Below are 26,092 nucleotides of genomic sequence, written 5' to 3' on the forward strand. Positions count from 1 at the left end.
AAAAATCAGTTGATGGTATTAAAATGAAAAAGGAATCATCACGTATAGAATACAAAAAATTATATTCCGATGACCTCGATATCGAAAAAGAAGTGGTAGCCTTTCTCAACTATCGCGAAGGTGGCTTTATTTACATTGGAATTGACGATTCTGGCAAAGTAGTAGGTGTATCTAACACGGATAAAATCATCCTCAAAATAAAAGATCGCATAAAAAACAACATACAACCATCTGCCTTGGGACTTTTTGATGTAGTTGAGGAAACCAGAGAAAATAAACCCGTGATTAAAATCATTGTGGCAAGTGGAACAGAAAAGCCATATTTTAAGAAAAAATATGGTATGACCGAAAAGGGTTGCTTTATACGGGTAGGAACTGCCTCTGAACCCATGCCACAAAAAATAATTGATGAACTCTTTGCCAAAAGAATAAGAAATTCCATAGGGAAAATAAAATCGCCAAGGCAGGACCTCACCTTTGAACAACTTCGAATCTATTACGAAGAAAAAGGCAAACCATTAAATAAACAATTTAAGAAAAACCTTGAATTGCTTACCGAAGATGGGTATCTGAATTATGTTGCCTATCTGCTTGCCGATGAAAATGGAACATCCATTAAAGTTGCAAAATATGCAGGGAAAGATAGGGTTAACCTGATTGAAAATACCGAACTTGGATACTGCTCACTCATCAAAGCAACAAAAAATGTGCTGGATAAAATAAACATAGAAAACAGAGTGTATGCCCGAATTACTCCAAAGGAAAGAATTGAAAAACGGTTATGGCAGCCGGTAGCCTTAAGGGAAGCCATCATCAATGCCATTGTGCATAATGATTATACGAGAGAAGTCCCGCCTAAGTTTGAAATTTTTGACGACAGAATTGAGATTACCTCTGCCGGCTCTTTACCCGATTTTTTGTCTGTTGAAGAATTTTTCGAAGGCGTTTCAGTACCGCGAAACAAAGAGTTGATGCGAATTTTTAAAGATCTCGAACTGGTAGAACAATTGGGATCTGGACTACCACGGATACTACAGTTTTATGGCAGAGATTCTTTTAAATTTACTGATAATTTCACCAGGAGCATCTTTTATGCTGACAAAGAAGTGCTAGAATACCTTAAAAATGAAGAAAGTGCCGCTCAGGTTACCGAGCATGATACCGACCAAGTTACCGAGCAAGTTACCCCGCAAGATACCCCCCATGATACCCCGCAAGTTACCTCGCAAGTTACCGACCGAGTTACCGACCGAGTTATCGACCAAGTTACCGACCAAGTTAAAAATTTATTATTAGCAATAGATAGAGAATATACAAGACAAGAATTAATGACTATACTTAGTATGAAACACAATCAAACATTTAGAGAAAATTATCTTTATCCAGCATTGAAAAATGATTTAATAGAAATGACTATTCCAGATAAACCAAATGATCCAAAACAAAAATACCGCCTTACAGAAAAAGGAAAACAGTTGCAAAAACAACTAAAAAAGCAGACAAAATTATGATGAAAGGTTTTCATTTTGAAAAAGATTTACCACATCAAAAACGAGCAGTAGAAAGCACGATTGCTGTTTTTGAAAATTTACAAATCCATCAGCCATCCGATGTAGATAAAAATTATATCAATCCATCAATTATATGGGAAAATGATATTCAATACAAAAATAACATTAAGCAAATTCAAAGTAATAATGATATCAAAGAGGATTTTAAGAAAAGCAATATCATAGACATAATGATGGAAACCGGTACGGGAAAGACCTATACGTACACCAAAACCATTTTTGAACTTAATAAAAACCTTGGTATTTTTAAATTTATTGTAGTAGTTCCTACTTTATCAATCAAAGCCGGTACCATTAGTTTTTTAAAATCAGAAAACTGTGTTGAGCACTTTAAAGAGCAGTATGGCAAGATATTACATTTACACATAGTAGAAAGCCAAAAAAGCAGTAAGAGTAAAAGAAACTATCTGCCCCCGTCGGTAAGCAGTTTTGTGAATGCGGGGAGTTACGAAAAAAACAGCATACAAGTAATGATTATCAATTCCGGTATGATTAACTCAGAAACTATGCAAAAAAGCTTTGATAAAAGTTTGTTTGATAGATATACCGTACCTTTTGATGCTTTGGCAGCCACTCGCCCTTTTATGATAGTTGATGAACCACATCGCTTTGGAAAAGACAATAAAACCTGGGAAAATATTCAAAAAATGGAACCTCAGTTTATATTGAGATATGGAGCTACCTTTCAAAAATACGAAAATCTTATTTATACGCTCACAGCAGTTGATGCCTTCAATAAAAATCTTGTCAAAGGTGTAATTGGACATATTACCGAGTTTGAAAGCGGAAAAAATACAATAATTAAATTTATAGACTCAGATGGCATAGAAGCAAGTTTTGAATTAATTGAGAACAATAGGTCAAAAGCCGTAAAAGTATCAAAAAAAGAAAGTCTTAAAAAAGTTCACCCCGAAATGACCGATTTATTTATTGAAAATTTGAATAAAAGTACAGTTGTTTTGTCCAATGGATTAGAGCTAAAAAAAGGCGATAAAATCAATCCCTATTCTTATGCAGAAAAATTACAAGAAATAATGATTCAACGAGCCTTACAAAATCATTTTAAAATAGAAAAAGAGCTCTTAACAAGAGAAGTAAAAATAAAACCTCTGACTCTTTTCTTTATTGACAACATTGATGAATATCGAAATAAAGATGGATATATCCGAAAAACAGTTGAGCAATACATCAAAGCCGAAGTAGAAGAATTGCTTAAAACAGAAAATGATGCTTTTTACAAAGTCTATCTTGAAAAGACATTGCTTGACCTTTCGGCAACACATGCAGGATATTTTTCAAAAGATAATACAGAGAAAGATGAAGCCATTGAAAAAGAGATAAACGAAATTTTGCACGATAAACAAGCATTGCTCGATTTAAATAATCCCAGACGTTTTATATTTTCCAAATGGACACTACGGAAAGGATGGGACAATCCAAATGTGTTCCAAATTTGTAAACTTAGAAACAGTGGCAGCGAAATCTCAAAATTGCAGGAAGTGGGAAGAGGACTCCGTTTGCCTGTAAATGAATACGGAAACCGTGTAAAAGACGAAGAATTTTACTTACACTATTTTGTAGATTTTACCGAAGGTGATTTTGTCGATAAATTAGTAAATGAGATCAATGAAAAATCTGGAGCAATTTCTATCGAACAGGTTCCAGAAAAGTTATCTGAACAAATGATTAAAAAGATTTGTGAGGTATATAAAACCACTGAAGATGAACTTTTACATGTATTGGATGAAAATAATGTGATTACCAGAACCAATTCATTTAAACCAGGAGGATTTGATTATATTAAAAAAAACTATCCATTGATATTTGAGGGTGTTAACTCAAATAAAATTCGAAAAACAACTGATCCTAAAAAGAAAGTTACAATAAGAACAGAAAAATATCAAGAACTAAAAGAACTATGGGAAAAACTCAATGAAAAAGTGATTCTGGAATATAAATTTGATAATGAAGCAAGTTTTAAAAATTTACTTTCCGATTTTTTTAAAGAAGAAAAAGATAAATTTTCTTCTGAAAGTATAAACGAAAGAGTCGCAAGAGTAGAATTTGAAGACGAAAAAGCTATTGTCAAGGATCCAGAATCAATTTATAATCGAAATATTGAAAGTGTTTCAACAATTAAATACAGTGATTTTTTGAAAGAACTTTCAAAAATTATAAACGTTAATATTGCAACTTTACATCATTCTATTAAAGAAGCAGAAATAGATATCAATAAATATCTTAATCAGAAAATTTTGAGAATAATAAAACAGAACTTTGATAATTTTTTAATGGCACAAGCAATTGAGAAATACACAATAGAATACAAAAAGACTACTAATACTATTCATCCAACAAAAATTACTGACAATAATGGTAAAGTGCTTACCGAAATTTCAGCCTCGGATATTGGTATTTTATTTTCGGATGAATCTGTTGCTTCCAATTACCTTTTTGAACAAGCTTATTATGATTCAGAATTGGAAAAAATAAATATTACAACAAATATAAAAGAAGTAGTAGTATTTACTAAAATTCCGAAAAATTCAATTAAAATTCCAGTTGCAGGAGGTAAAAGTTACACACCTGATTTTGCTTTTGTTTTGGAAAGTAAGGATGGTAATAAAAAATTACATCTTATCATTGAAACTAAAAATGTTGAAGACAAAAAAGAACTTCGTGAAGAAGAAAAAATTAAACTAAAACATGCTGAAAAGTTTTTCGGTGAAAACGTGAAAATTCATTTCAAAACACAATTGAAAAATGATGATTTGTTAAAAATAATTAAAGAAATAAAAAAATAATATACTACAACGCTACAATATTGATTTTCACTGATAAGAGAAAATTTGCAATGCAGCTGGTAAGTCTTTCAAATTTGAAAAAATTATGCATTTAAAGTAAGCTGGCTTTTAAGGTTGGTGTCAGGCCAACGATTAAAATCGTTGGGTATGAGGGGCGGTGTTTTTTTGTGACCAACGATTAAAATCGTTGGGTATGTGGGGGATGAGTCAAAAAAAATTTTTATCATTGGGCTAATGTTTTAATGATAGACAACGGTATTAACTGTTGGTTAAAATGGGATGGATGTTTGATGGGTTTGAGATATGTATACGTAAAGAGAATTAATGGTTTTAGAAATACATTGATATGCCGCATTCATTTAACAGAATATGGATACATGCCATTTGGTCGACGAAAGAGAGGTTGCCTTTGATTGATTCTACTGTTGAGAAGGAAGTCTATCAGAATTTATCAGAGCAGTTTCGCGAATTGGGATGTCCGGTTAGAATCATCAATGGCATGTCAGATCATGTTCATTGTTTGTTTTTGTTAAATCCTCAGAAATCAATTGCAGAAGTTATCAAACAAATTAAAGGTAGCAGTTCATATTACATCAACAAAAAGAATTTAATTGACGGGCGATTTGCATGGCAGACTGGATATGCGGCTTATTCGGTATCGGAATCAGTCGTTGAAAGTGTGTATCAGTACATAAAAAACCAAAAGCAGCATCACAGGTGAAATCGTTTCAACAGGTGTGTGATGCATTGGACAGAATAAAAAAGCTTTCTGTTGAGAGATAAGGAATAGTTGATTGGGGCTGGCGATGATTTTTATGTGTGACTAACGATTAAAATCGTTGGGTATATGTGGCGATGTTTTTGTGTGATCAACGATTAAAATCGTTAGGGATGAGGGCGGGGGGAGGGGAGTATGAGCGGATAGCCCGGTCCCGTGCCCTTAAGGAGGGCACGGGATGCGCCCTGAAAAAAATCAGAGGAGCTCGTTGGCGAGATTGGCCAGTTCGGAACGTTCGCCTTTTTCGAGGGCGATGTGGGAGAAGAGTTTTTGGCCGCGGAGTTTGTGAATCATGTAGGAGAGGCCGTTGGATTGTTCGTCGAGGTAGGGGGTATCGATTTGGTAGATATCGCCGGTGAATACGATTTTGGTGTGGTCGCCAGCGCGGGTGATGATGGTTTTGACTTCGTGAGGGGTGAGGTTTTGGGCTTCGTCGACGATGAAGAAGATGTTGGAGAGGCTGCGACCGCGAATGTAAGCGAGGGGTGTGATGAGGATTTTTTCGTTTTCGACCATTTCGTCGATGGTTTTGGCTTCTTTGTCTTTTTCGTCCCACTGGTTTTTGATGAATTTGAGGTTGTCCCAGAGGGGTTGCATGTAGGGGTTGATTTTGGCTTTCATGTCGCCGGGGAGGTATCCGATGTCTTTGTTGGAGAGGGGTACGATGGGGCGTGCGAGGTAGATTTGCTTGTAATCGCGTCGTTGTTCGAGGGCGGCTGCCAGGGCGAGGAGGGTCTTGCCGGTGCCGGCTACGCCGGAGATGGCGACCAGGGGGATGGAGGGGTTGAGCAGGGCGTGAAGGGCGAAGGTTTGTTCGGCGTTGCGGGGTTTGATGCCGTAGACGGTGTGTTTGGCTACGTGTTCGAGGTGGGTGGTTTGGCTGTTGTAGAAGGCCAGGGCGGTGTTTCGGCTCGAGCGTAGGATGAAGAATTGGTTGGCTTCTGGTTTGAAGGTTTTTCGGCGTTTTTGGATTTTTTCCAGTTCGGTGCTTCCTTGTTGGTAAAGGGTGTCGATGATGTCCGGGGGGAAGTTGTCGATTTCGGCTTTTCCGGTGTAGAGGGTGTCGAGGTCTTTGATTTTTCCGGTTTCGTAGTCTTGTGCTTCTACGCCGAGTGCTTTGGCTTTGAGGCGGAGGTTGATGTCTTTGGTAACGAGGATGACGGGTCGGTTGGGTTCTTCGCGCATGAGGTTGAGGCAGGCATTGAGGATTTGGTGGTCCATTTTGTTGCCCATGTACACGCGGGTGGCGTCGATTTCGCCTCCTATGGCATTCATGATGACTTTAAAGTTGCCTTTGCGTCCGCCGTTGAGGGAGATCCATTCGGTGAGGCTTTTGTCTTTGGCCTTGCGGTCGAGGTAGCGGATGAATTCGCGGGCTTCGTAGTTTTTGGTGTCGTTGCCTTTTTTGAATTCGTCGAGCTCTTCGAGCACGGTGATGGGGATGGCTACGTCGTGTTCCTGGAAGTTTTGGATGGAGTTGTGGTCGTAAAGGATGACGGAGGTGTCGAGTACGAAGATTTTCCTTTTGGAAGCTGTGGAGCGCCTGGCGGTTGATTTGGCGGTTTGGGGCATAGAGGTGGAGTTTGCTTTTGCTAAGGTATTTTTTAATGGCTGAAGGGTGGGTATGGAGTGGTTTGGGTTTTTAAACAAATTATTCACATGAGTTGGGCAGAGACCATTGCAATGCAGGTTTTGAGGATTTTACAGTTTCAGAGGCAGCTCAGGTGCCGCATGGGCCGATAGGCTGAAGGGTGGGCTTTGCGGATCGCCGACAGTGAGGGATAAGGCATCGGACTCATACCTTTGCCACGTCTAACAGGGCGATAGATACAGATCGATGATATACATACAGCGAAAAGAGCGGTTCAGTGCAGCTCATCAGCTTTACAATCCTTCGTGGAGTGAAGAGAAAAATGATGAAGTTTTTGGCAAGTGTGCCAACCGGAATTTCCATGGCCATAATTTTACGCTTACGGTGACGGTGAAGGGGGGGATTAATCCGGACACAGGTTTTGTGATGAATCTTACGGAGCTGAAGCACATCATCCGTGAACATGTAACGGACAAACTGGACCACAAAAATCTGAATCTGGATGTGGATTTTCTGAGGGGCAAGATGTGCAGTACGGAGGTGATTGCCATGGAGATTTGGAAAATTCTGGAGCCGCTGATTGCTGAACGGGGTGCCAAACTGCACTGCGTGCGGCTGGATGAAACGGAAAACAATGCGGTGGAGTATTACGGGGAATAATTGATTTATTTTAGCGGCCTTACCATAGAGATTGAAAATTCACTGTATGAAAAAAGCGTACGTATTCCCGGGTCAGGGGTCGCAGTTTTCGGGCATGGGGCATTCGTTGTACCACAGCCATCAGGATGCGATGAATCTTTTTGAGCAGGCCAATGAGATACTTGGATTCAGGATTTCAGACATCATGTTTGATGGAAGCGATGATGAGCTGAAACAAACGCGGGTAACTCAGCCGGCCGTATTTCTTCACAGTGTGATTCTGGCACTGACGATGGAGGATTTTGCGCCGGATATGGTTGCCGGGCATTCGCTGGGCGAATTTTCTGCCCTGGTGGCTGCCCGGGCTTTGCGGTTTGAAGATGGATTGAAGCTGGTATATGCGCGAGCTATGGCCATGCAAAAGGCCTGCGATGCCGTACCATCTACCATGGCGGCTGTGCTGGGGCTGGACGATGAGCAGGTAGAGCAGATTTGTGCAGGTGTAGAGGGGATTGTGGTGGCTGCCAACTACAATTGTCCGGGTCAGTTGGTGATATCTGGCGAAAAGGTGGCTGTGCAGCAAGCCTGTGAAGCTCTGAAAGCTGCCGGTGCCAAGAGGGCTCTGCCGCTGCCTGTGGGAGGAGCCTTTCATTCACCGCTGATGCAGCCGGCTGCTGAAGAGTTGGCAAAGGCCATTGAAAGCACCCATTTTAACAGGCCTATCTGTCCGATTTATCAGAATGTGACAGCTCAGCCGCACACGGATGTAGAGGAAATCAAGCGAAACCTGATCGACCAACTTACCGGTCCGGTGCGCTGGACGCAAACCGTACGCAACATGGTGGCCGACGGAGCAACTGCTTTTGTGGAGGTAGGTCCGGGAAAAGTGCTTCAGGGTCTGGTAAAAAAAATAGCACCTGAAGTATCTGTTGAAGGTGTGCAATAACTCAACTAAAACTTTGTGGTATGTCTGATTTTATTCAAAGTGAGCTGCAAAATCAGGTGTTGAACATCTACTTCAATCGACCGGACAAGTACAATGCCTTTGTGAGAGAAATGGCTCTTGCCTTTCAGGCGGAATTGGATAGGGCGTCTGAAGATGACAACATTCGGGCTGTGTATGTGTCGGGTAGGGGGAGGGCCTTCTGTGCCGGTCAGGATTTGGCTGAGGCCGTAGATCCAAACGGACCGGAATTATCCAGGATAGTAAGCGAGCATTACAATCCTATCATCTTGAAAATAAGGCGCTGTCCGAAACCTATCGTAATGGCCGTGAATGGGGTGGCTGCCGGAGCCGGGGCCAACATTGCCCTGGCCGGCGACGTAGTAGTGGCAGCGAGGTCAGCCAGTTTCATTCAGGCGTTTAGTAAGATTGGATTGATCCCTGACAGTGGGGGCACTTACACACTTCCGCGGCTGATCGGCTTTGGCAAGGCTTCCGCCCTGATGATGCTCGGGGACAGAGTTAGTGCCGATGAAGCTTCGGCCTTGGGTATGATTTATAAGGTACTGGACGACGAAGTATTTGAAAAAGAAAGCCTGGCCATAGCTCAAACCCTGTCACAGATGCCTACTAAGGCGCTGGCACTTACTAAAAAAGCTTTAAACAAATCCTTTTCCAACGACCTGGTGACACAGCTCCATCTGGAAGACGAGTTGCAGACACAGGCAGGCAATTCACTCGATTATCAGGAAGGCGTCAAAGCTTTTCTGGAAAAGAGGAAACCAGAGTTTACCGGAAAGTAATCTTGTATTCTGTGTCCGATTTTGTCATCTTCAGATATCCAGGCTTTCAATATGCCGAGATGGCCACTTTGAGCCGTGCGGTGGAATACAGCAGACCAACGCCCGAGGTACCGATTTTTGTAGTTGCAGGTTTTGATACGTCTCAATTCCTGCATCTATATGCGGTAAAAGAAATTTTAAGAGAGGTCAACTGGAGTTACGTCGATAGGGAAGTACGTAAGAATCTTGTGGGTATTCCACCATTTGAAGCTAAGAGCAAGGAGTGGTTTACAAAGCTGGTAGAAAAAGCCAAAAGCCGTTTTGATCAGTCGATTTTCACCAAAGTAGTACTTTCGAGAAAGTCACCGGTTTATATTGACCACCTTCAGATCTCAGATGTTTTCAAAGAGCTGTGCCGCCGATATCCCAATGCGATGGTTTTTCTTCTTTACACGAAAAAAACCGGCTGCTGGATTGGTGCAACTCCGGAATTGCTGCTTTCGGGCGATAAACTGCAGGTAAAAAGTATGAGTCTGGCTGGTACCAAGTATGAATTGGATCCGTCGCCCTGGGGGCAAAAAGAACTGCTGGAGCAAAAGATCGTCACGGATTATATTGCGGATGTGTTTCGCGAAGAGCTGCACACCCATCAGATATCGGTTACCGGGCCCTATGAAGTACATGCCGGGCCGGTAAAGCATTTGAAAACAGATATACAAGCAGTTTCTACAGAATACATCGATCTGCTGTCGCTCGCGCAAAGGCTGCACCCGACGCCGGCAGTTTCAGGTCATCACCATCAAAAGGCCAAAGAGTTTATCCTGAGCCATGAGGGATATGACCGAAGATACTACACCGGGTTTTTTGGATTCTGGAATTTTGACAGGGCTGATTTTTTTGTGAATCTGAGAAGCATGGAGGTGTTTTACGATGGAGTAGTGCTCTATACGGGTGCTGGGATTACGGCTGATTCAATAGCCGAAAGCGAGTGGAGAGAAACAGAAATCAAAATGCAGACGCTGCTTAGCGTATTGAGATGATAGGGTCAATGGATCAATTTGAGATTGTAAATGCGGTATTGTCCATATGTCTGGATGCAGGGGTGCGTGATGCAGTGGTCAGTCCGGGTTCGCGAAATGCCCCTCTGATGATAGCTCTGAAGAGAAATTTTCCGGAATTTCGGGTTTACAGTGTGGTGGACGAACGCTCGGCTGCCTACAAAGCCATTGGCATTTCCGATGTTTCCGGTCGGCCGGTAGTGCTCATTTGTACGTCGGGCACAGCAGCGGCCAATTATCTGCCGGCTGTTTGTGAGGCCTTTCACAGGGCGGTCCCGCTGATTGTTATTACTGCCGACAGACCTGCACGCCTGGTGACTGCCCGCGACGGCCAGACCATTTTTCAGGAGCATCTTTTCGGCAGACATGTCGATGCGTATTTTGGCCTTGATCCGGAGACGAATACGGAAAACATTCTTCAGCTTCTTGATGCATTATCCAGTACACTTTCAGTGGCTTCCAGACCGGTGCACATCAACCTGCATTTGGATGAGCCTCTCTACCAGTGGAGAGTGAAATATCCATGGCCAGCGGACAAAAGGATGCCAAAACGGAATAGTGGTCATACTTTCGAAACAGATGAGCTGAACGGCTCTCTCAAACCGATGGTAGTAATCGGGCAGAGCAAGCCCGGAAAGCTCCCTGCAGATTTGCTCAGAAAGCTTGTGGAAAAGGGTTTTCTTGTGGTAAGTGGCGGTTTGAGCAATCTGCCACCGGAATATTGTGTTGGTCATTTCAACCAGTTAGCAGTACATGAACTTCCACAGCCGGACCTGGTAATAACGGTGGGAGGAGAAATTACCCATAAACCGCTTAAGCAATACCTTAAACGTATTGACAAATTAAAACACCTCCATGTAGAAAAAACACTTTATCCACCCGATACTTTTGGAAAAGGCGTGCGACTGATCCATGCGGAGGCGGAGGACTATTTACTCTGGCTTACAGCTCAACCTGCAGAGGTAGGAATTGAATTTGTGCAACTTTGGCTACAATACGACCAGTCAGCAGAAGATGTTCAGTTCAGAACCCAAGAAAGGGAAATTGCAAACTATTATTTGCCGTTGGCGATGGCCGCTTTCGAGCAGCAGGTGCTTTTGGCACTTGGCAATAGTGCAGTGGTCAGAAAATTTTTGAATGTTCCCAAGAGATTTCACCGAAATCTTTACGGCAACAGAGGTACAGCCGGCATTGATGGCACCCTATCGGCAGCTGTGGGGATGGCATTGGCAACTGAACTTCCGGTATGGTGTCTGATAGGAGATCTGTCATTTTTTTACGATGTAAATGCATTGTGGCAAGTGCCATATCCTGAAAATCTTACCATATTTGTCTTCAATGACCATCGCGGGAGCATATTTGAGATGATCGAAGGTCCCAAGGATTTTCCGGAAATCTTCGAATTGCAATCGACTCCGCACCCGTTTAACTGCGAACACATCGCCAGGCATTTCGGGTTGAAATATGCTCGGATCGAAGAGAAGCTCGATGCGCACACCATTTCAAAACATCAAGGCGGACTTGTAGAGATCATGCTATGATAGCATTTAAAAACGGCACTCATATTCACTTACATCCCGCCTTGATTAAGGCTTATACGGCTCTCAGGAAGAGCAGGCTGGTGCTTTGGATAAAATTTTTGGTGATTGGCGCTTGCATATATGTGCTGCATAGCCGACTCAACGCATTCGATTTCAGGCCTGATTTTCTGTACAAGTATCCTGATTTGGGTAAAATATTATTCTTTTTTCTTCTGTTGGCGGGAATAAATTTTTTCCTGGATGTCTACCTGTGGGCCATTATCTCAGGGGGTAAAAGAAAGAACAGGTTGAGACTATCGCACTACGCCAGGCATCACCTGATTTCAATGTCTCTGGGTTTTATCACCCCCAACAACCTTGGGGAATACGGCGGAAAGATGCGGCAGTTTAATGCTCCAACATCCAAAATTAAAGGTTTTCTGCTAGCGTTTCACTTCCGTACGGTGAAGACCGTGGCCAGAAATCTGATAGGACTGGCAGCAGTGATCTGGCTGTACACTACTGATCGATTGCCCTATTTAACCACATGGCAAATCGGGTTGCTGGCACTTTTTGTCAGTGTGTATGCTTTATTCTATGTGTTTCTTGAAGACTTGCTACCCCTGATCAGTTCTTTTTCCATTCAAGGTAAGAATTACTTTCAGTTGTTTTTGCGAATCCGCTTTAGCTTGATTCAAAAAACAAAGTGGACACTGGTGTCGTCCATTAAGTTTTTGATCTATGTAGTACAGTTGACGCTGTTATTGAAAGTGAGCGAGCAGGACATTGGTCTCTTGGAACTGATGGCCAATGTTTGTTTTTACTATTCCCTGGCGTCTTATTTGCCTACAATACTTGCATTTGATCCGATAGTAAAAGGAGCAGCAGGGATTCTCATGCTAAGACATCTTGGGCTAAACGACTGGATTGTTCTTACATCGGTGACAATGGTATGGGTGACCAATGTAGCTTTTCCTTCGATAGTGGGTAGTTTTTTGTGGTTGCGAAAGAAGAAACCCACTCATTTGTAGGTCACTGTAGGGTCTAAAGCTTTGTAAATCATATCGGTTAACAGATTTACAACGACAAAAACCAGCGAAAAGGTCAAAACGCAGCCCATTAATACGGGCAGGTCGAGTGTGGTAGCCGATTCAACCACGAGTTTGCCAATGCCATTCCAGCCAAAAATATATTCGACAAATACGCTACCAGCGAGCATGGATGCCATCCAGGAAGATGCTACCGATACGACAGGATTCAGCGCATTGGGCAGGATGTGGCGAACTATAATTTTTCTGGAAGAGAGTCCTTTGCTGAGGGCCGTGAGTACATACGGCATGGACGACTGTTCCAAATAAGAGCTTCGCATCATTTGGGTAATGACACTTAATGGTCTCACGCCTAGGGTTAAAGCCGGGAGAAGCAGATTTTTCAGCACCAGTTGTCTCGATTCGCCCAGGTCATCCCATTCCCATAGATTACCGGTAATGTTAAGACCTGTAAGGTCATGGAGTACAAAGGCAAAAATCCAGGAAGCCAGTATAGCGCTTACGAAGGAGGGCAGAGCCATACCGGATACACTTATTAAGGTGATTGAGCTATCGATCCACGTGCGGTGAAAAGCACCGGCTACCAAACCCATTAATACTCCTGTCAGCATCGAAAAGGCGAAGGACGTAAAGGCTAGGATCAGCGTATTTTGAAACCGCCAACCCAGCAAGGTCGAAACTTTTACACCTTGGTATTGAAAGCTTTCACGTAGATAAGGCCATTTTATACAAAGGTAAACTGCCTTCAGGCGCAGGATTTTTTTATGAGGGATGTTTCGTTTTTCAGCATTTAGCAGCGGTATAGTGGCAACATCTGAATATGCGCTTACTACCGATAAATCGTTAAGATAGAGCAAATACTGCTTCCAGACGGGCAGGTCAAACCCGTATTGTTGCCGTATGGCGCGCAGCTGTTGTTCGTCTTCCCTCTGGTCTGTCATCATTCGGGCAGGGTCTGCCGGTATTATAAAAAACAGTACAAATACCAGGGAGGCCACACCCCAGAGAATGGTAATGATGTACCCGAATTTCCGGAAAGCAAGGCGCCACATAGAACAATCAGAACAGTCCCATATTCTCAGCTTTCTGTGGCGAAGGAGTATCCCAATGGCTGAACATAGCTTTTACCGTGCCTCGCTCCAAGACCATCAAGCCGGGGTTTGAGCGCACCATGGTTTTCAGCGTGGTCATATCGCAGGTTGCCCAGGGAAAAGCTGCTTGTACCTCATGCCGTATTGGCTCGAAATCGGTCGATGAGCTGCCTGTCAGACCAAAGACTTTGGCACCTTTGCTCTCCGCATATTCGGCCAGTTGATTGATGCGCGTAAAGTTTCTGAAATCCGATTTGTGGATGTCGTACATCACCACCAGCAATACTTTATCTGCCGACAAGACTTCGTCGGTTATATCCATATCGCCGAGCATCAGTTTAAAGTCGTGAATAGGAGGCTCATATCCGTCTTTTACTTTCACTGAGCGGGTTTTATCCGTCACGATTTCCCAATCTTCCTTTTCCCACCAGCGCTCTGCTATGTAATCGTCGCTGTTTACTTCCACAATTTTGCCATCAGAGTGCCGCAGCGTGTAGATCGTCAGGTATTTAGGCGACTCCAGCCCTAACTCTTCTGCTGTTTTCATTCCCTCAACGATGCTTTTTCCCACGGCATAGGGCCGGAAATCAATAAATGGGAGATGCCGAAGCACATGGCGAGCCGTAAACAGGCTGATCAGGGCAGATGCAGCAGTAATACTGATCAACACCGCACTGCTGGCAATTGGCTGAATCAGGTGTCGGTATACAATCAGAAAAACAATTAATACCAGAAGAATGACATCCTTTGTAAAGGATTGCCAGGGCGTAAGCGGTATGGCATCGCCGAAGCACCCGCAGTCGGTCACTTTGTTGTAGTATGCTGAGTAAAATGTCAGAAAAGTAAAAAATACGATCATGGCCAACAACGCGTAAAGCGTAAACCGCACTTTTAAACCAATAAGGAGCATGACCCCAAGTACAATTTCTATAGTGACTATAAAAATTGCCAGTCCTAGGGCATAAGGAGTCAGGAAGGGTAAATTCAAAACATCTGCTGCAAAGTAGTCTTCCAGTTTAAAGCCAAAGCCCATAGGGTCATTGAGCTTTACCAAACCGGAAAAAATAAACAGCGCTCCTACCAAAATCCTTGCTGTGGTGACTAAAGGTTTCATGCGAAGGTTGATTTGACTTCTGACAACCGAATCAAAGCAAATATAGAATAGTTGACAATGTCCATGTAGTTGGCTTCCATGCCTTCTGAAACGAGGGTTTTTCCGCAATTGTCTTCTATTTGTTTGATTCGCATTAGTTTTTGTAAAATCAAATCCGTGTAGCTACTGATTCGCATCTCTCTCCATGCTTCACCATAGTCGTGATTTTTCTTATCCATCAGCTCCAGGATGGACTGGGCTTTGGCTCGGTACCAGTGTTTTGCTTCCTCAGGAGAAAGGTCTGGTTGGTCGGCTACACCGAGCTCCAATTGAATCAGAGCCATAATGGCATAGTTGATGATACCGATGAATTCGCTTTCCACACTGTCTCCCACTTTTTGAAAGCCTTTTTCTTCGATTGTGCGGATTCGTTGAGCTTTTATAAAAATTTGGTCGGTTAGCGATGGCATTCGCAGTATCCTCCAGGCAGTGCCATAATCTTGTAATTTAGCTGAAAACAGCTGAAAACAGCTTTCGATCACCTGTTCTGCTTGTTTTTTGGTGGTCTGAATCATTTTTTCTGTTGTAGTTGTCTTTTTTGATCTGTTACGTGGTACAAACAAAAGTATAATCAGCCAATAAAAGAAATTTTACGGTCAGTTGAAAATTTGCATCATTTCCTTTTATGCGTTTTTTAAAAAATTTTTTTGAATACAATTTAAGTATCAATTTTTGCTTAGTCGAATGCCATTAGATAAAAATGAGAAACGGATTACAAGATAAAAAAGGGTTAATAAAATACCCTATCCAAAGAAAATAAACCGACAAAGCACCAAATATCATACAGTGAATGTATGCAAAAACTCAACTAAAGTACAATTTAACAACAGCTGCTGACTGAAAGCTTAAAGAACGAGTGCAAACAGACAATTTTTTATTTGTAAAAATTATAAAAACATCTGAAAGGCACAGGCAAAACAGCGATAAAGGCTGAAATTAATTTTATATATTTTGCTCTTCAATGGAATACATTAAAACCAATATCCAACAGCCAGATACCCCAGTACTCTGGACGACTTACTGTTTCCCATCAGAGACAACTCAATCGGTCCGATGATAGAATTAAATCCATACGAAAGCGCAAAACCATCCAGGATCGGATTGTCGATAAGGTCTACGACCTCTTCCCCAATTTTTCCAATATTATATGTAAAAGTAATAAATTGATTGGGAGTAGTTTTAACGAAAAAATCTGCTCTGAAAATGGCTGATTGCCTACCGCTTAATTCCATATATTTATATCCTGCAAAAGGTACGATATGCTGAATGTAATTCTGTCCCAGGCTTCCCATAAAAACTTTGTATGGAAAAAACTGCGTAGTTCCAAACGACAATAAAGATTGAAAGGTTGTATTTAAGCCTACTCTTCCATATCCAAAGGCCTGTTTGTAAATTCCTGAAACTACGGTTGTGGGTTTGATGTAGAGGCGAAATCTCTCTGTACGTGAGAGTACCCGGACGCTCACATCGAATAGGGAGCCGCGTTGTGGCTTAAAGAATTGATTGAGATTGTCAAAGTAAATATTTCCGAAATAGTTCAGATAAAGCAGATTGTCTCTTATGAGCGGGTCAATAGGCAAATTGGGTACGATATTAAAAAATTCTGTCTGAATTCCTCCGCTGATTGAAATGGATTTTGCAGGAATAGATTGAACAAAAACATCTGCACTAAAATCTCGGTAACTAACAAAATTTACCGGTGTTTCGTTTTGAAAAATGCTTGTTGAAAAAGTATTAAATCTGCCGCGTATTCCCAAGGTGGGTATGATCCCTCTATCCACTACATAAATAAGCTCTCCTCTTGGGTTGTCACCTAGGATTAAATCCAGATTGAAAAAAGAATTTCGGAATATCATATTTTTTCGGTAATATGAGAACAAAAAAGCACTTCCAAAATCAGTGTCGAAATGGAGGCCAATACGCAGATATTGATTGTATTTAAAAGGTCTGAAAAGAAAATTTAATGCATAAGAGGTATCCGTAGCTGGGTACAGGTCATACTTGATGATTTCGTGATTTTTCTGACCATAGAGTTGGTCTACAAATTTATTGATTTGAGCGAAGGATATTTTGGTTTTCTTTTTCATTCCGAGCGCAGATTCAATGTATTCGGTATCGAAATCGCTGGTACCCGATATTTTAATCGTTTTAACAAAGATTTCGGATGCAGGTAGCTGGGATTGATAGGGTATAGTCCGCGGATATTTTTTCGCAAGAGCTACAAGGATATCCCAATACTGAAGTGCGTGCTTTCGGCCTTCCTGAATAAGTCGGTCCATCAGGTCAAAGGTCAACAGACCGGCCTCTTCAATCTTTGGTTGAATCAGGAGGTCGACTTCGCAAATATTGTCCTGGTATGCTTTAATATTGGCAAATGTGGCAGCCTGTTCGAGAATTTTACTGATGGAAGTGAGCTCTTCTTTGGAATACGCGGGGTTTTGTACATCTGATGCGATGATAAATTGGAGATTGCGTTTTTTCAGCAGGGCTATGGGCAAGTTGTCCATTACGCCTCCATCTACATAGAGTCTGCCGTCGATTTCATAGGGGGAGAATACGCTCGGAAAGGCTGTAGTAGCTCGCAGGATATCACTGAAAACACCTTCTTCGAACTCAACGAGCAGACCGTTTTCGATATCAGTGCCTGTACAAACAAATGGTATTGGTAGTTTTCTGAAATCCTGATATCCCGGAAAGCTAAGGGTCAGTCTGGCCAAAGTCTGAAAAATGTAATGCCCGTAATTGATCCCTGGAGGGATGGTAATTCCTTTTTCTGTAATGGGAAGACTAAAGAGATACCGGTCAGAGTTTCTTTTGTCGAAAAACGATAGTTTGTTTCTTGCTACTTTGTTGTCGCTGATGGCTTGCCAATCTACTTTTTTCATCAGGGCTTCGATTTGGTGGCCTGAATAACCCATGGCGTAGAAGGCGCCGATTACAGCTCCCATACTGGTACCGGCGATGTAATGCACCTGCAAGCCTGCCGAATCCAGAATTTGCAGAACACCTACATGCGCCATGGCGCGTGCTCCTCCTCCGCTCAAGGCCAATCCAATCACTTTGTCTTGTGCATAGGCGGTGGTGCAGAGTATACCTAATGCAAAAAACTGAACGATGCGCTTAGCACTTTTCAATTGGGCTCTGCTTTTTCGCCATGAAAGTATGAAAAAATCTTTTCAGCTTTTGCTTTACCGACCACCTGGATTAAATTTTCCATGTTTGCATCTTTGATTTTTTTCAAACTACCAAAATTTTTCATCAAAAGAGCAGCTGTCTGATGGCCAATGCCGGGTATTTCGGTGATTTCGGTTTTAAGAGCAGCCTGGGTTCTCTTTTTTCTATGATGTGAAAGTCCGAATCTGTGCGCTTCATCCCGAAGGTGCTGTAAGAGTTTCAGAGTATCGGATTTTTTACTGAGCATTAATGGCAAGGGGTCGTTTGGAAAATACAGTTCTTCAAGTCTTTTGGCGATACCGAGAATTTTTACTTTGTTTTCAATCCCCAGTTCACGCAGACTTTCAATGGCTGCATTGAGCTGACCTTTTCCGCCGTCGATTACAATGAGTTGTGGCAAAGGTTGCCCTTCGTCAAGCATTCGTTTATATCTTCTGTACACGATCTCTTTCATGGTTGCAAAGTCATCAGGTCCTTCCACGGTCTTTACATTAAAGTGTCGGTATTCCTTTTTACTGGGTTTTCCGTCTCTGAATACTACACAAGCACTTACGGGATTTGTCCCCTGGATGTTAGAGTTGTCAAAACATTCTATGTGTCTGGGCTCTACTTCCAGGTTTAAATCGGATTTCATTTGCTGCATCAGGCGATTGATGTGCTTGTCCGGGTCGGTAAGCTGAAGGTTTTTAAGTCGTTCGATTCTGTGATATGCGGCATTTTTGATGCTGAGTTCGACGAGGTCGCGTTTGTCACCTCTGGCTGGAGTTATAATTTTTACGCCAGGAATGTCGATTTCTACAGGATGAGAGGTGTATATTTCGTTGGCTTTTGAATCAAACACGTTTCGAAAGTGTGGTATCGCGAGCTCCAATATTTCAGCTTCGGTTTCTTCTATTTTCTTTTTAAACTCGGTGGAGAGGCTGTTAACTATACCCCCATCTACGATTTTCAGATAGTTGACATACGCAAACTCAGCATCTGAGACCAGCCCAAACACATCGGCCTCTTTGATGTTGAAGTCTACTACACTGGATTTGGATTGATATCTAAGCAATGCATCAATTTTTTCTTTAGTTTTCTGGGCTTCTTCAAAGTTCAATTCTGCTGCAAGAGCATTCATTTGTTCGGTCAGGATTTGCTTTACGATATTTAAGTGGCCTTTGATCAGGTGTCTGGCACCTTCTATTTCTTTTTGGTAGTCTTCTTTGGTCTGATATCCTTCACAAGGGCCTTTGCAATTGCCCATATGATATTCCAGGCACACTTTGTATTTACCGGCTTTTACTGCTTGCTCTGTCATGGGCATTTTGCAGGTGCGTACAGGGTAGAGGGTTCTGATGAGTTCGAGCACTGTCCGCATTACTTTGACAGATGCATAAGGACCATAGTAGGCTGATCCGTCGTTTAGTTTTTTTCTTGTAGGGAAAATTCGGGGAAATTCTTCATTTGTGATGCAAATCCAGGGATAGGTTTTGTCGTCTTTCAGGTTGATGTTGTAGCGAGGTTGATATTTTTTAATCAGGTTGTTTTCCAAAAGCAGAGCGTCGAATTCTGTATCTGTAACAATGACTTGTATATCAGATACTTTTCTAACAAGCATTGTCAATCTTCCGCTTAAGTGTTCTTTTTGGAAGTAGGAAGAGACTCTTTTTTTGAGGTTTTTGGCTTTTCCAATATAGAGGATATTTCCATCTTTGTCCAGATGTTGATAGACGCCGGGTTTTTCGGGCAGGGATTTGAGAATGTTGGAAAGGTGCTCAGAAAGTTCCATATTTCAATAGTCAAAAACTTTATTGGTTTGTCACAACGAAAGACGCTTCAGGATATCCGGATGTTTTCCTGATTATGGCAGATAAAAGTATGGTTATAATGAAAAAGAAAAGCTCCCGATGGGGAGCTTTTCGGAAGCTGATTTTGGCAGTTTCCTATCTGAATATGGATACAGATCCGTTTCGGATTTCCACTTCATTGGTGATGGTGTTCAAATATTGTAGTGTGTAAAAATACACTCCATCAGCCACAGGTTGTCCGGTGTTTCGGTGGTTACCGTTCCATGGAGTTGCGGTTTCATAGTTGTCGCTTTCATATACAATATCGCCCCAGCGGTTAAAGATTCGAAGGCGGGCATTTCTGTGTAATTCGATGTTTTTGATGACGAATTCATCGTTTTGTCCGTCTCCATTGGGTGTAAATACATTGGGTATTTCGATAGGAATAGCAGGTGGGGGGGGGGGTGGAGGAGGATTTTCGGTGCACGTAAATTTTTCATAGTTTGATATGCTGAGGTATTTGGCATTAATACCTGAGGTGTCATCGGCTACTACTCGCAGCCAGTAGTCTTGATTTGAAGTACCGTCGCAAGGTTTTTTGACTTCAAATACTGTATCGAACGTCGGATTGCCCACAGCTTCTATTTTTTCCCAAACAATTTCCTGAGTCACACTATCTTCTATTCCTATTTCAACTGTATATCTGGGGTTTGGCCAACCATCGTAGTGATTCCATACCAGTCCCATAACTGAGTCGGTCTGATACAGTGTATCGAGCAGGATGCTTCGGATAGATCTCGTGATGTAAAAAGGTTGGGACATAACCAATTGAATCTGATAGTGGTAGATTCCTGAATTGACTTCCGGTGTGTTCAATGAAATATCTCTGAAAAAGAAATCGGTAGGAACGTTTTGGAAGGCAATAAAATTGAAGGTCTGTCCGCTGTCGTCGCTTCGGTAGATGTTCCAACCATCTATAAGGGGAATGTTAACTGTGGGAGAATCAATTTCCCACTCCAGAAAAGGATGCATGTTTTTCTCAATGGTAACATTTTTGAGATCATAAAGGGGATTCGGGCAGTTGGTTACCCGGATGATGATGGCATAGAATTCTGGTAATGGGAAACCACAGGAATTCAGGAGTGTATTCCCGTCATTTCCATTCTTGATGTAAAGAACATAATCTCCATTGACCGTAAAGGGTTTGTGAAGTCTGAGCTGAATTTTCTTTGTTTCCAGTGCAACATTACAATTTTTTATCACCCCAATTACAGGTCTTAAGATAGAGTCAGGGCCTACGATTCTAAATTCAGATCCTTCATCGGTAATGGATTCACATTGGATATTTACATCAAATTCGAGTTCTACAAGGCTGTCATAGCAATTGTAAGGTACGATCGGGATGATCTTGCTCCAACCGGTAGGCGATGTTGGATCCTGAATTGAGTCGTTGTTGAGGGGATAACCATAATTGCTCATAAATCCGTGTACATAGCCACCGGCCGGCTCGGTTACGTTGGTAAATCCCGGAAGGTTGGTATTGATTTTTGGTCCGTTTTGTACTTCGGGTTTGCAGTTGTTGGTAAAGTTTACCTGCATGTCCCTTTGCGAAGTTCCAACCAGTACCCATACCTGAAAAATTGTATCCCAGCGATATTCTTCTACTTCTACCTTCAGGACAAATAACCCTGTGGTAGTGCCAGTGGTAAATTTGAAACTTCCGTTGTTTTCGATGATGATCTGGGTACCCGGAGCTATTGGAAATGGCTGATTAACGGAATATCCCGGCTGCCACGCCATGTTGGCCCCCGGCCCGCAGTTTGGTCCCTCCTGAGGATTTGCCCAGCGGTATCTGACAGAGTCTCCGTCTGGTTCGATTGTAGCCTGAGACCAAACAAAATATTTTCCGGTACAAAAGGATTTTGCTGCAAAGGTGACAAATTGAGGAGAGGTGTTGTTGCCAATGTTGCTGTTGAGCAAAGCTTCTACATAGAGAGTTGCGCTGCCTGCTCCAACTAGATTTTGGTTTGGATTTCTACAACATACCACAGAATGGGAAAAACGAACGTCCGAACAATTTTGTGGAAGAGTTACTACGCCCTGATACCAGTGTGTTTCAATCGCCTGAAAGCCAGCACCTGGAGCAGTAGATACACATTCATCCTGTCCGGGTGTGAGAAAACCTCCACTACCGGGTCCGCTTGTAATAGGGGTGTAACCAAGTGTGGCGGGCGATATTTTGGGCAATGTGACATTCATGGTGGAGAAACAGCTGGAGCGTACACATAAACTTACACTTCCTGCCAAAGCTACTGGAGACGACTGCAATCGATACAATTTCACAATCACAAGATATTGTCTGGGAACATTGGTGCTATCCCCAATATATCGGTACATGATCTCTGCTCCCGCTACGTGTGTCGCATTTACCTCAGCCGTAAAAAACAAAAAGATCAGAATAAAAAAAGAGAGAATTTTATTCATTATTGGTGGTTTTGAAATTTTATCAGACAAATTAAGGGATTAATTTTTATTCATCAAAACAAGTAGTTTAAAATACTCTGGATCAATCAAACAAAGCAGGGTTTTTTAATTTTTGCTCTGCCAATGATATAATCAGAACAATCAAACCATACTTTGGAAAACAATGTAAAACAATTTAAATCATACTATTTTATGTACTTAAAACAAGTGTACTTCGAAGAAAAAAGGGTTCTCTGTCTTTCCGAGCCCTAAGCATACGTTATTAGATTTTTCTTAGATTTTTGTTGAGTTTTGGTTACGGTATCGAAAACTTTGTCCCTCCAAACTACTTTTTAATTTGAATAATTTCCGGTTCTTTGAGTTTAAGATAAAATTTGTTTGATTAAAGTAATTATTTTGATTTGCATACTTTGCTTTTTTCTCAGCAACTTGAAAGGTTTACATTTGAATTTGTGCTGTAGTGACTAGAAATTTCAATATTCATTGAGGATTTGGAATAAGTCTGTAAACTCAATTAGGTGAAAGGGGTTTTTAGTACTAAGTGAAAGTATTTTTGCTCAATTTTTAGTGAACGGCTGACGAATGGAGCACATCAGAAATTTTTGCATTATAGCGCATATCGACCATGGCAAGAGCACGCTGGCAGACAGGCTATTGGATTTTACCAATGCCATAAGCGAGCGGGAGAAAATGGACCAGGTCCTTGACAATATGGACCTGGAAAGGGAAAGGGGCATCACCATAAAAAGCCATGCTGTGCAGATGTATTATTCACTTAACGGCAAGGAATACACCCTAAATCTTATTGATACACCGGGTCATGTGGACTTCAGCTACGAAGTATCGCGAGCCATAGCTGCCTGCGAAGGGGCTTTGCTGATAGTCGATGCTTCGCAGGGGATTCAGGCTCAGACCATCAGCAATCTGTATCTGGCTCTGGAACATGATCTGGAAATCATTCCGGTACTCAACAAGATAGACCTTCCATCGGCCAATCCGGAGGAGGTCAGTGATCAGATCATCGATCTGATCGGATGCGATAAGGAAGATATCATTCACGCCAGTGGAAAAACAGGTTTTGGTGTAGACAAAATCCTGGAAGCAATCATCACCAAGATTCCGGCTCCAAAAGGTGATCCGAATGCTCCGCTGCAGGCTTTAATTTTTGATTCTGTGTACAACCCTTACAGGGGGATCGAGGCTTATTTCAAAGTGGTAAACGGCACCATTCGAAAGGGCCAAAAAGTAAAATTTATGGCGACTGACAAAGTGTATGATGCGGATGAAATCGGCATATTGCAGCTGAAGCAGTACCCACGTGAAGAAATTTCGGCCGGTAATGTGGGTTATATTGTTTCAGGTATCAAAGATGCCCGAGAGGTTAAAGTGGGTGATACGATCACCTCTGCTGATAAGCCGGCCGATAAACCTATAGAAGGTTTTGAAGAGGTCAAACCGATGGTATTTGCGGGGGTTTATCCGGTGGAAGTCGATCAATACGAAGAGCTGAGGTCATCACTGGAAAAACTGAGGCTTAACGATGCTTCGCTCACATTTGAACCGGAGTCGTCGGCGGCCCTGGGCTTCGGGTTCAGATGCGGATTTTTGGGCATGCTGCACATGGAAATCGTCCAGGAGAGGCTCGACAGAGAATTTAACATGGATGTCATCACCACGGTGCCTAATGTATCGTATCTGGCTTACATGAAGAAAAACCCGGAACAACCGGTGAAAGTAAACAATCCGGCTGACTTCCCCGATCCTATGAAGCTGGACCGAATTGAAGAGCCCTACATCAAAGCGCAAATTATTTCTAAAAGCGAATATGTCGGCTCTATCATGAAGCTGTGTATTGATAAGCGGGGTATATTGAAAAATCAGGTTTATCTGACCTCGGACCGCGTAGAGCTGACTTTTGAGATGCCGCTGGCTGAGATTGTATTTGATTTTTACGACCGGTTAAAATCCATTTCAAGGGGGTATGCATCCTTTGATTACTATCCGATCGGCTACCGGGAGAGTGATCTGGTGAAGGTGGATATACTGATCAACGGGGATCCGGTAGATGCTCTGTCGGCTCTGGTGCACCGCTCCAATGCGTATGAAATTGGCCGAAAGATGTGCGAAAAGCTGAAGGAACTTATACCTCGTCAGCAGTTTGTGATTGCTATCCAGGCTGCTATTGGTTCCAAAATAATCGCCAGAGAAACCATCAGTGCTCTCCGAAAAGATGTAACGGCTAAGTGCTACGGCGGTGATATCACCAGAAAACGGAAGCTTCTCGAAAAACAAAAGGAGGGCAAAAAGCGAATGAAGCAAATCGGAAGTGTGGAAATTCCACAGAAAGCCTTCCTGGCGGTACTCAAGCTCAATGATTAAAAGAAGCCCCGTATTGAAGGGGCTTAATTTATTTACGGATGTATTGTTTAAAGTCGCGGTGCTCCTGCTTATAAAGTTCTTCTGTGGGCAGGGACTTGAAGTATTCATATGTGATTTTTAACCCTTCAGCGCGGCCGACTTTTGGTTCCCATCCGAGGATTTTCTTTGCTTTCGTAATGTCAGGCCTTCGTTGCATGGGGTCGTCTTTAGGCAGGGGTTTAAATACTATTTTTTGGGTGGTTCCTGTCAGTTTGATGATTTCCTCGGCAAATTCGAGTATGGTGATTTCATCGGGATTGCCAATGTTGACGGGATAGGGATAGTCGCTGAGCAACAGGCGATAGATGCCTTCGATCAGGTCATCGACATAACAGAAGGACCTGGTCTGGCTGCCATCGCCAAAGACGGTAAGGTCTTCGCCTCTGAGCGCCTGGCCTATGAATGCGGGTAGTACGCGACCGTCGTTTAGGCGCATGCGGGGGCCGTAGGTGTTGAATATGCGGACGATTCTGGTTTCCAGACCGTGGTAGGTGTGATAGGCCATGGTCATAGCTTCCTGGAATCGCTTGGCTTCGTCGTATACGCCTCTGGGCCCGATGGGATTTACATTTCCCCAGTATTCTTCGGTCTGGGGGTGTACGAGTGGGTCTCCATAGACTTCAGAGGTGCTGGCTATAAGTATTCTGGCTCTTTTAGCCATAGCAAGGCCGAGACAGTTGTGCACACCCAGGGAGCCTACTTTCAGGGTTTGGATGGGTATTTTCAGGTAATCGATCGGGCTGGCTGGTGAGGCAAAGTGCAGTATGTAATCCAGAGGCCCGGGAACGTGAATAAATTTTGAAACGTCGTGATGATAGAATTCGAATTCTTTGTATTTGAACAGGTGTTCGATGTTTTTCAAATCGCCTGTGATCAGATTGTCCATGCCTACTACATCATATCCTTCTTGTATGAATCTGTCGCAGAGGTGTGAACCGAGAAAGCCGGCTGCTCCGGTGATTAATACCCTTTTGTTCATCGCTTGAATTTTGTGTAAAGGTATTCTGCCAATGGATTATATGGATTGACTGCGGGAAAAAATAACTTTTGCGGTGGGGTAGAGGAGTGTTGCCTGAGGGTGAGGAGGATGTGGATTCTGGGTGCAGTCAGGTTATGGGGTATGTAGGGTGTTTTTATGGGGGGGGTGAATGGTGTTTAGGGCGGATTGGTCGTGGAAGGGGTTTTAGGAGTAGGTAAAGAATGGGTGGGATTGGTGAGCCGGGAGGGTTGGAGAAGGGTTGGGTACTGGTTTTTGAGGCGGATGCGCC

The 26,092-nt window shown here is 42.6% G+C and carries 18 protein-coding genes; 10 read left to right on the plus strand and 8 right to left on the minus strand.

The annotated features are described in order from the left end of the window. Positions 1-23 precede the first annotated feature (23 nt). The 3 genes from DES35_RS01840 (at position 24) to tnpA (ending at position 5,096) form a co-directional block, all read left to right on the plus strand. Positions 24-1,511 carry a Fic family protein gene (locus tag DES35_RS01840; protein WP_114365638.1) on the plus strand — a complete coding sequence of 496 codons (1,488 nt, stop codon included), beginning with the start codon at positions 24-26 and terminating at the stop codon, positions 1,509-1,511. Continuing rightward, positions 1,508-4,375, plus strand: coding sequence for a type III restriction-modification system endonuclease (locus DES35_RS01845; RefSeq protein ID WP_244906311.1), 2,868 nt, complete (start codon positions 1,508-1,510; stop codon positions 4,373-4,375). The genes DES35_RS01840 and DES35_RS01845 overlap by 4 nt, the downstream gene beginning before the upstream one ends. A 346-nt stretch (positions 4,376-4,721) precedes the next feature. Next, a complete protein-coding gene (tnpA, locus tag DES35_RS01850) occupies positions 4,722-5,096 on the plus strand; it encodes an IS200/IS605 family transposase (protein WP_114365640.1) in 375 nt (124 codons plus the stop codon). 252 nt (positions 5,097-5,348) lie between these two features. On the opposite strand, the gene DES35_RS01855 is transcribed toward tnpA, so the two are convergent. Continuing rightward, the gene (locus tag DES35_RS01855; protein WP_244906312.1) at positions 5,349-6,812 is read right to left on the minus strand and encodes a PhoH family protein; all 1,464 of its coding nucleotides are present in this window, start codon (positions 6,810-6,812) and stop codon (positions 5,349-5,351) included. A 178-nt stretch (positions 6,813-6,990) separates the two neighbouring features. Between DES35_RS01855 and DES35_RS01860 the strand changes: the two genes are divergently transcribed. From DES35_RS01860 to DES35_RS01885, 6 genes are read left to right on the plus strand one after another with little or no spacing between them, the layout of a single operon-like run. After that, on the plus strand, positions 6,991-7,404 hold the full coding sequence (locus DES35_RS01860; protein ID WP_114365641.1) for a 6-pyruvoyl trahydropterin synthase family protein: 414 nt from the start codon (positions 6,991-6,993) through the stop codon (positions 7,402-7,404). A 46-nt stretch (positions 7,405-7,450) separates the two neighbouring features. Beyond that, positions 7,451-8,329, plus strand: coding sequence for an ACP S-malonyltransferase (fabD, locus tag DES35_RS01865; RefSeq protein ID WP_114365642.1), 879 nt, complete (start codon positions 7,451-7,453; stop codon positions 8,327-8,329). Between the two features lie 20 nt (positions 8,330-8,349). Next, positions 8,350-9,129, plus strand: a complete 780-nt coding sequence (locus DES35_RS01870; RefSeq protein ID WP_037360823.1) for an enoyl-CoA hydratase-related protein — start codon at positions 8,350-8,352, stop codon at positions 9,127-9,129. Positions 9,130-9,140: 11 nt separating this feature from the next. Then, on the plus strand, positions 9,141-10,148 hold the full coding sequence (locus tag DES35_RS01875; RefSeq protein ID WP_125039370.1) for an isochorismate synthase: 1,008 nt from the start codon (positions 9,141-9,143) through the stop codon (positions 10,146-10,148). An 8-nt stretch (positions 10,149-10,156) separates the two neighbouring features. Continuing rightward, the gene (menD, locus tag DES35_RS01880; protein WP_037360826.1) at positions 10,157-11,707 is read left to right on the plus strand and encodes a 2-succinyl-5-enolpyruvyl-6-hydroxy-3-cyclohexene-1-carboxylic-acid synthase; all 1,551 of its coding nucleotides are present in this window, start codon (positions 10,157-10,159) and stop codon (positions 11,705-11,707) included. After that, on the plus strand, positions 11,704-12,717 hold the full coding sequence (locus DES35_RS01885) for a hypothetical protein (RefSeq protein WP_037360829.1): 1,014 nt from the start codon (positions 11,704-11,706) through the stop codon (positions 12,715-12,717). The genes menD and DES35_RS01885 overlap by 4 nt, the downstream gene beginning before the upstream one ends. On the opposite strand, the gene DES35_RS01890 is transcribed toward DES35_RS01885, so the two are convergent. The 6 genes from DES35_RS01890 to DES35_RS01915 form a co-directional block, all read right to left on the minus strand. Beyond that, positions 12,708-13,787 (minus strand): ABC transporter permease, encoded by a 1,080-nt coding sequence (locus tag DES35_RS01890; protein ID WP_037360832.1) that lies wholly within the window; start codon positions 13,785-13,787, stop codon positions 12,708-12,710. The genes DES35_RS01885 and DES35_RS01890 overlap by 10 nt on opposite strands. 7 nt (positions 13,788-13,794) lie before the next feature. Next, a complete protein-coding gene (locus DES35_RS01895) occupies positions 13,795-14,940 on the minus strand; it encodes a BT_3928 family protein (protein ID WP_114365644.1) in 1,146 nt (381 codons plus the stop codon). Further along, positions 14,937-15,491 carry a DUF1599 domain-containing protein gene (locus tag DES35_RS01900; RefSeq protein ID WP_037360913.1) on the minus strand — a complete coding sequence of 185 codons (555 nt, stop codon included), beginning with the start codon at positions 15,489-15,491 and terminating at the stop codon, positions 14,937-14,939. Before DES35_RS01900 ends, DES35_RS01895 begins: the two co-directional genes overlap by 4 nt. Positions 15,492-15,950: 459 nt before the next feature. Beyond that, positions 15,951-18,113 carry a patatin-like phospholipase family protein gene (locus tag DES35_RS01905; RefSeq protein WP_114365645.1) on the minus strand — a complete coding sequence of 721 codons (2,163 nt, stop codon included), beginning with the start codon at positions 18,111-18,113 and terminating at the stop codon, positions 15,951-15,953. Next, positions 18,110-19,924 carry an excinuclease ABC subunit UvrC gene (gene uvrC / locus DES35_RS01910; RefSeq protein WP_114365646.1) on the minus strand — a complete coding sequence of 605 codons (1,815 nt, stop codon included), beginning with the start codon at positions 19,922-19,924 and terminating at the stop codon, positions 18,110-18,112. Before uvrC ends, DES35_RS01905 begins: the two co-directional genes overlap by 4 nt. Before the next feature lie 154 nt (positions 19,925-20,078). Then, a complete protein-coding gene (locus DES35_RS01915; protein WP_037360851.1) occupies positions 20,079-22,406 on the minus strand; it encodes a gliding motility-associated C-terminal domain-containing protein in 2,328 nt (775 codons plus the stop codon). Between the two features lie 582 nt (positions 22,407-22,988). On the opposite strand from DES35_RS01915, the gene lepA reads away from it, so the two are divergent. Continuing rightward, positions 22,989-24,785 (plus strand): translation elongation factor 4, encoded by a 1,797-nt coding sequence (lepA, locus tag DES35_RS01920; protein WP_037360853.1) that lies wholly within the window; start codon positions 22,989-22,991, stop codon positions 24,783-24,785. A 28-nt stretch (positions 24,786-24,813) separates the two neighbouring features. Here the strand turns inward: lepA and DES35_RS01925 are convergent, their stop codons facing one another. Next, positions 24,814-25,803: a UDP-glucuronic acid decarboxylase family protein gene (locus DES35_RS01925; RefSeq protein ID WP_114365647.1), complete on the minus strand. Its 990-nt coding sequence runs from the start codon at positions 25,801-25,803 to the stop codon at positions 24,814-24,816. Positions 25,804-26,092: the final 289 nt, after the last annotated feature.

The organism is Schleiferia thermophila (genome assembly GCF_003337435.1).
GTDB lineage: Bacteria > Bacteroidota > Bacteroidia > Flavobacteriales > Schleiferiaceae > Schleiferia > Schleiferia thermophila.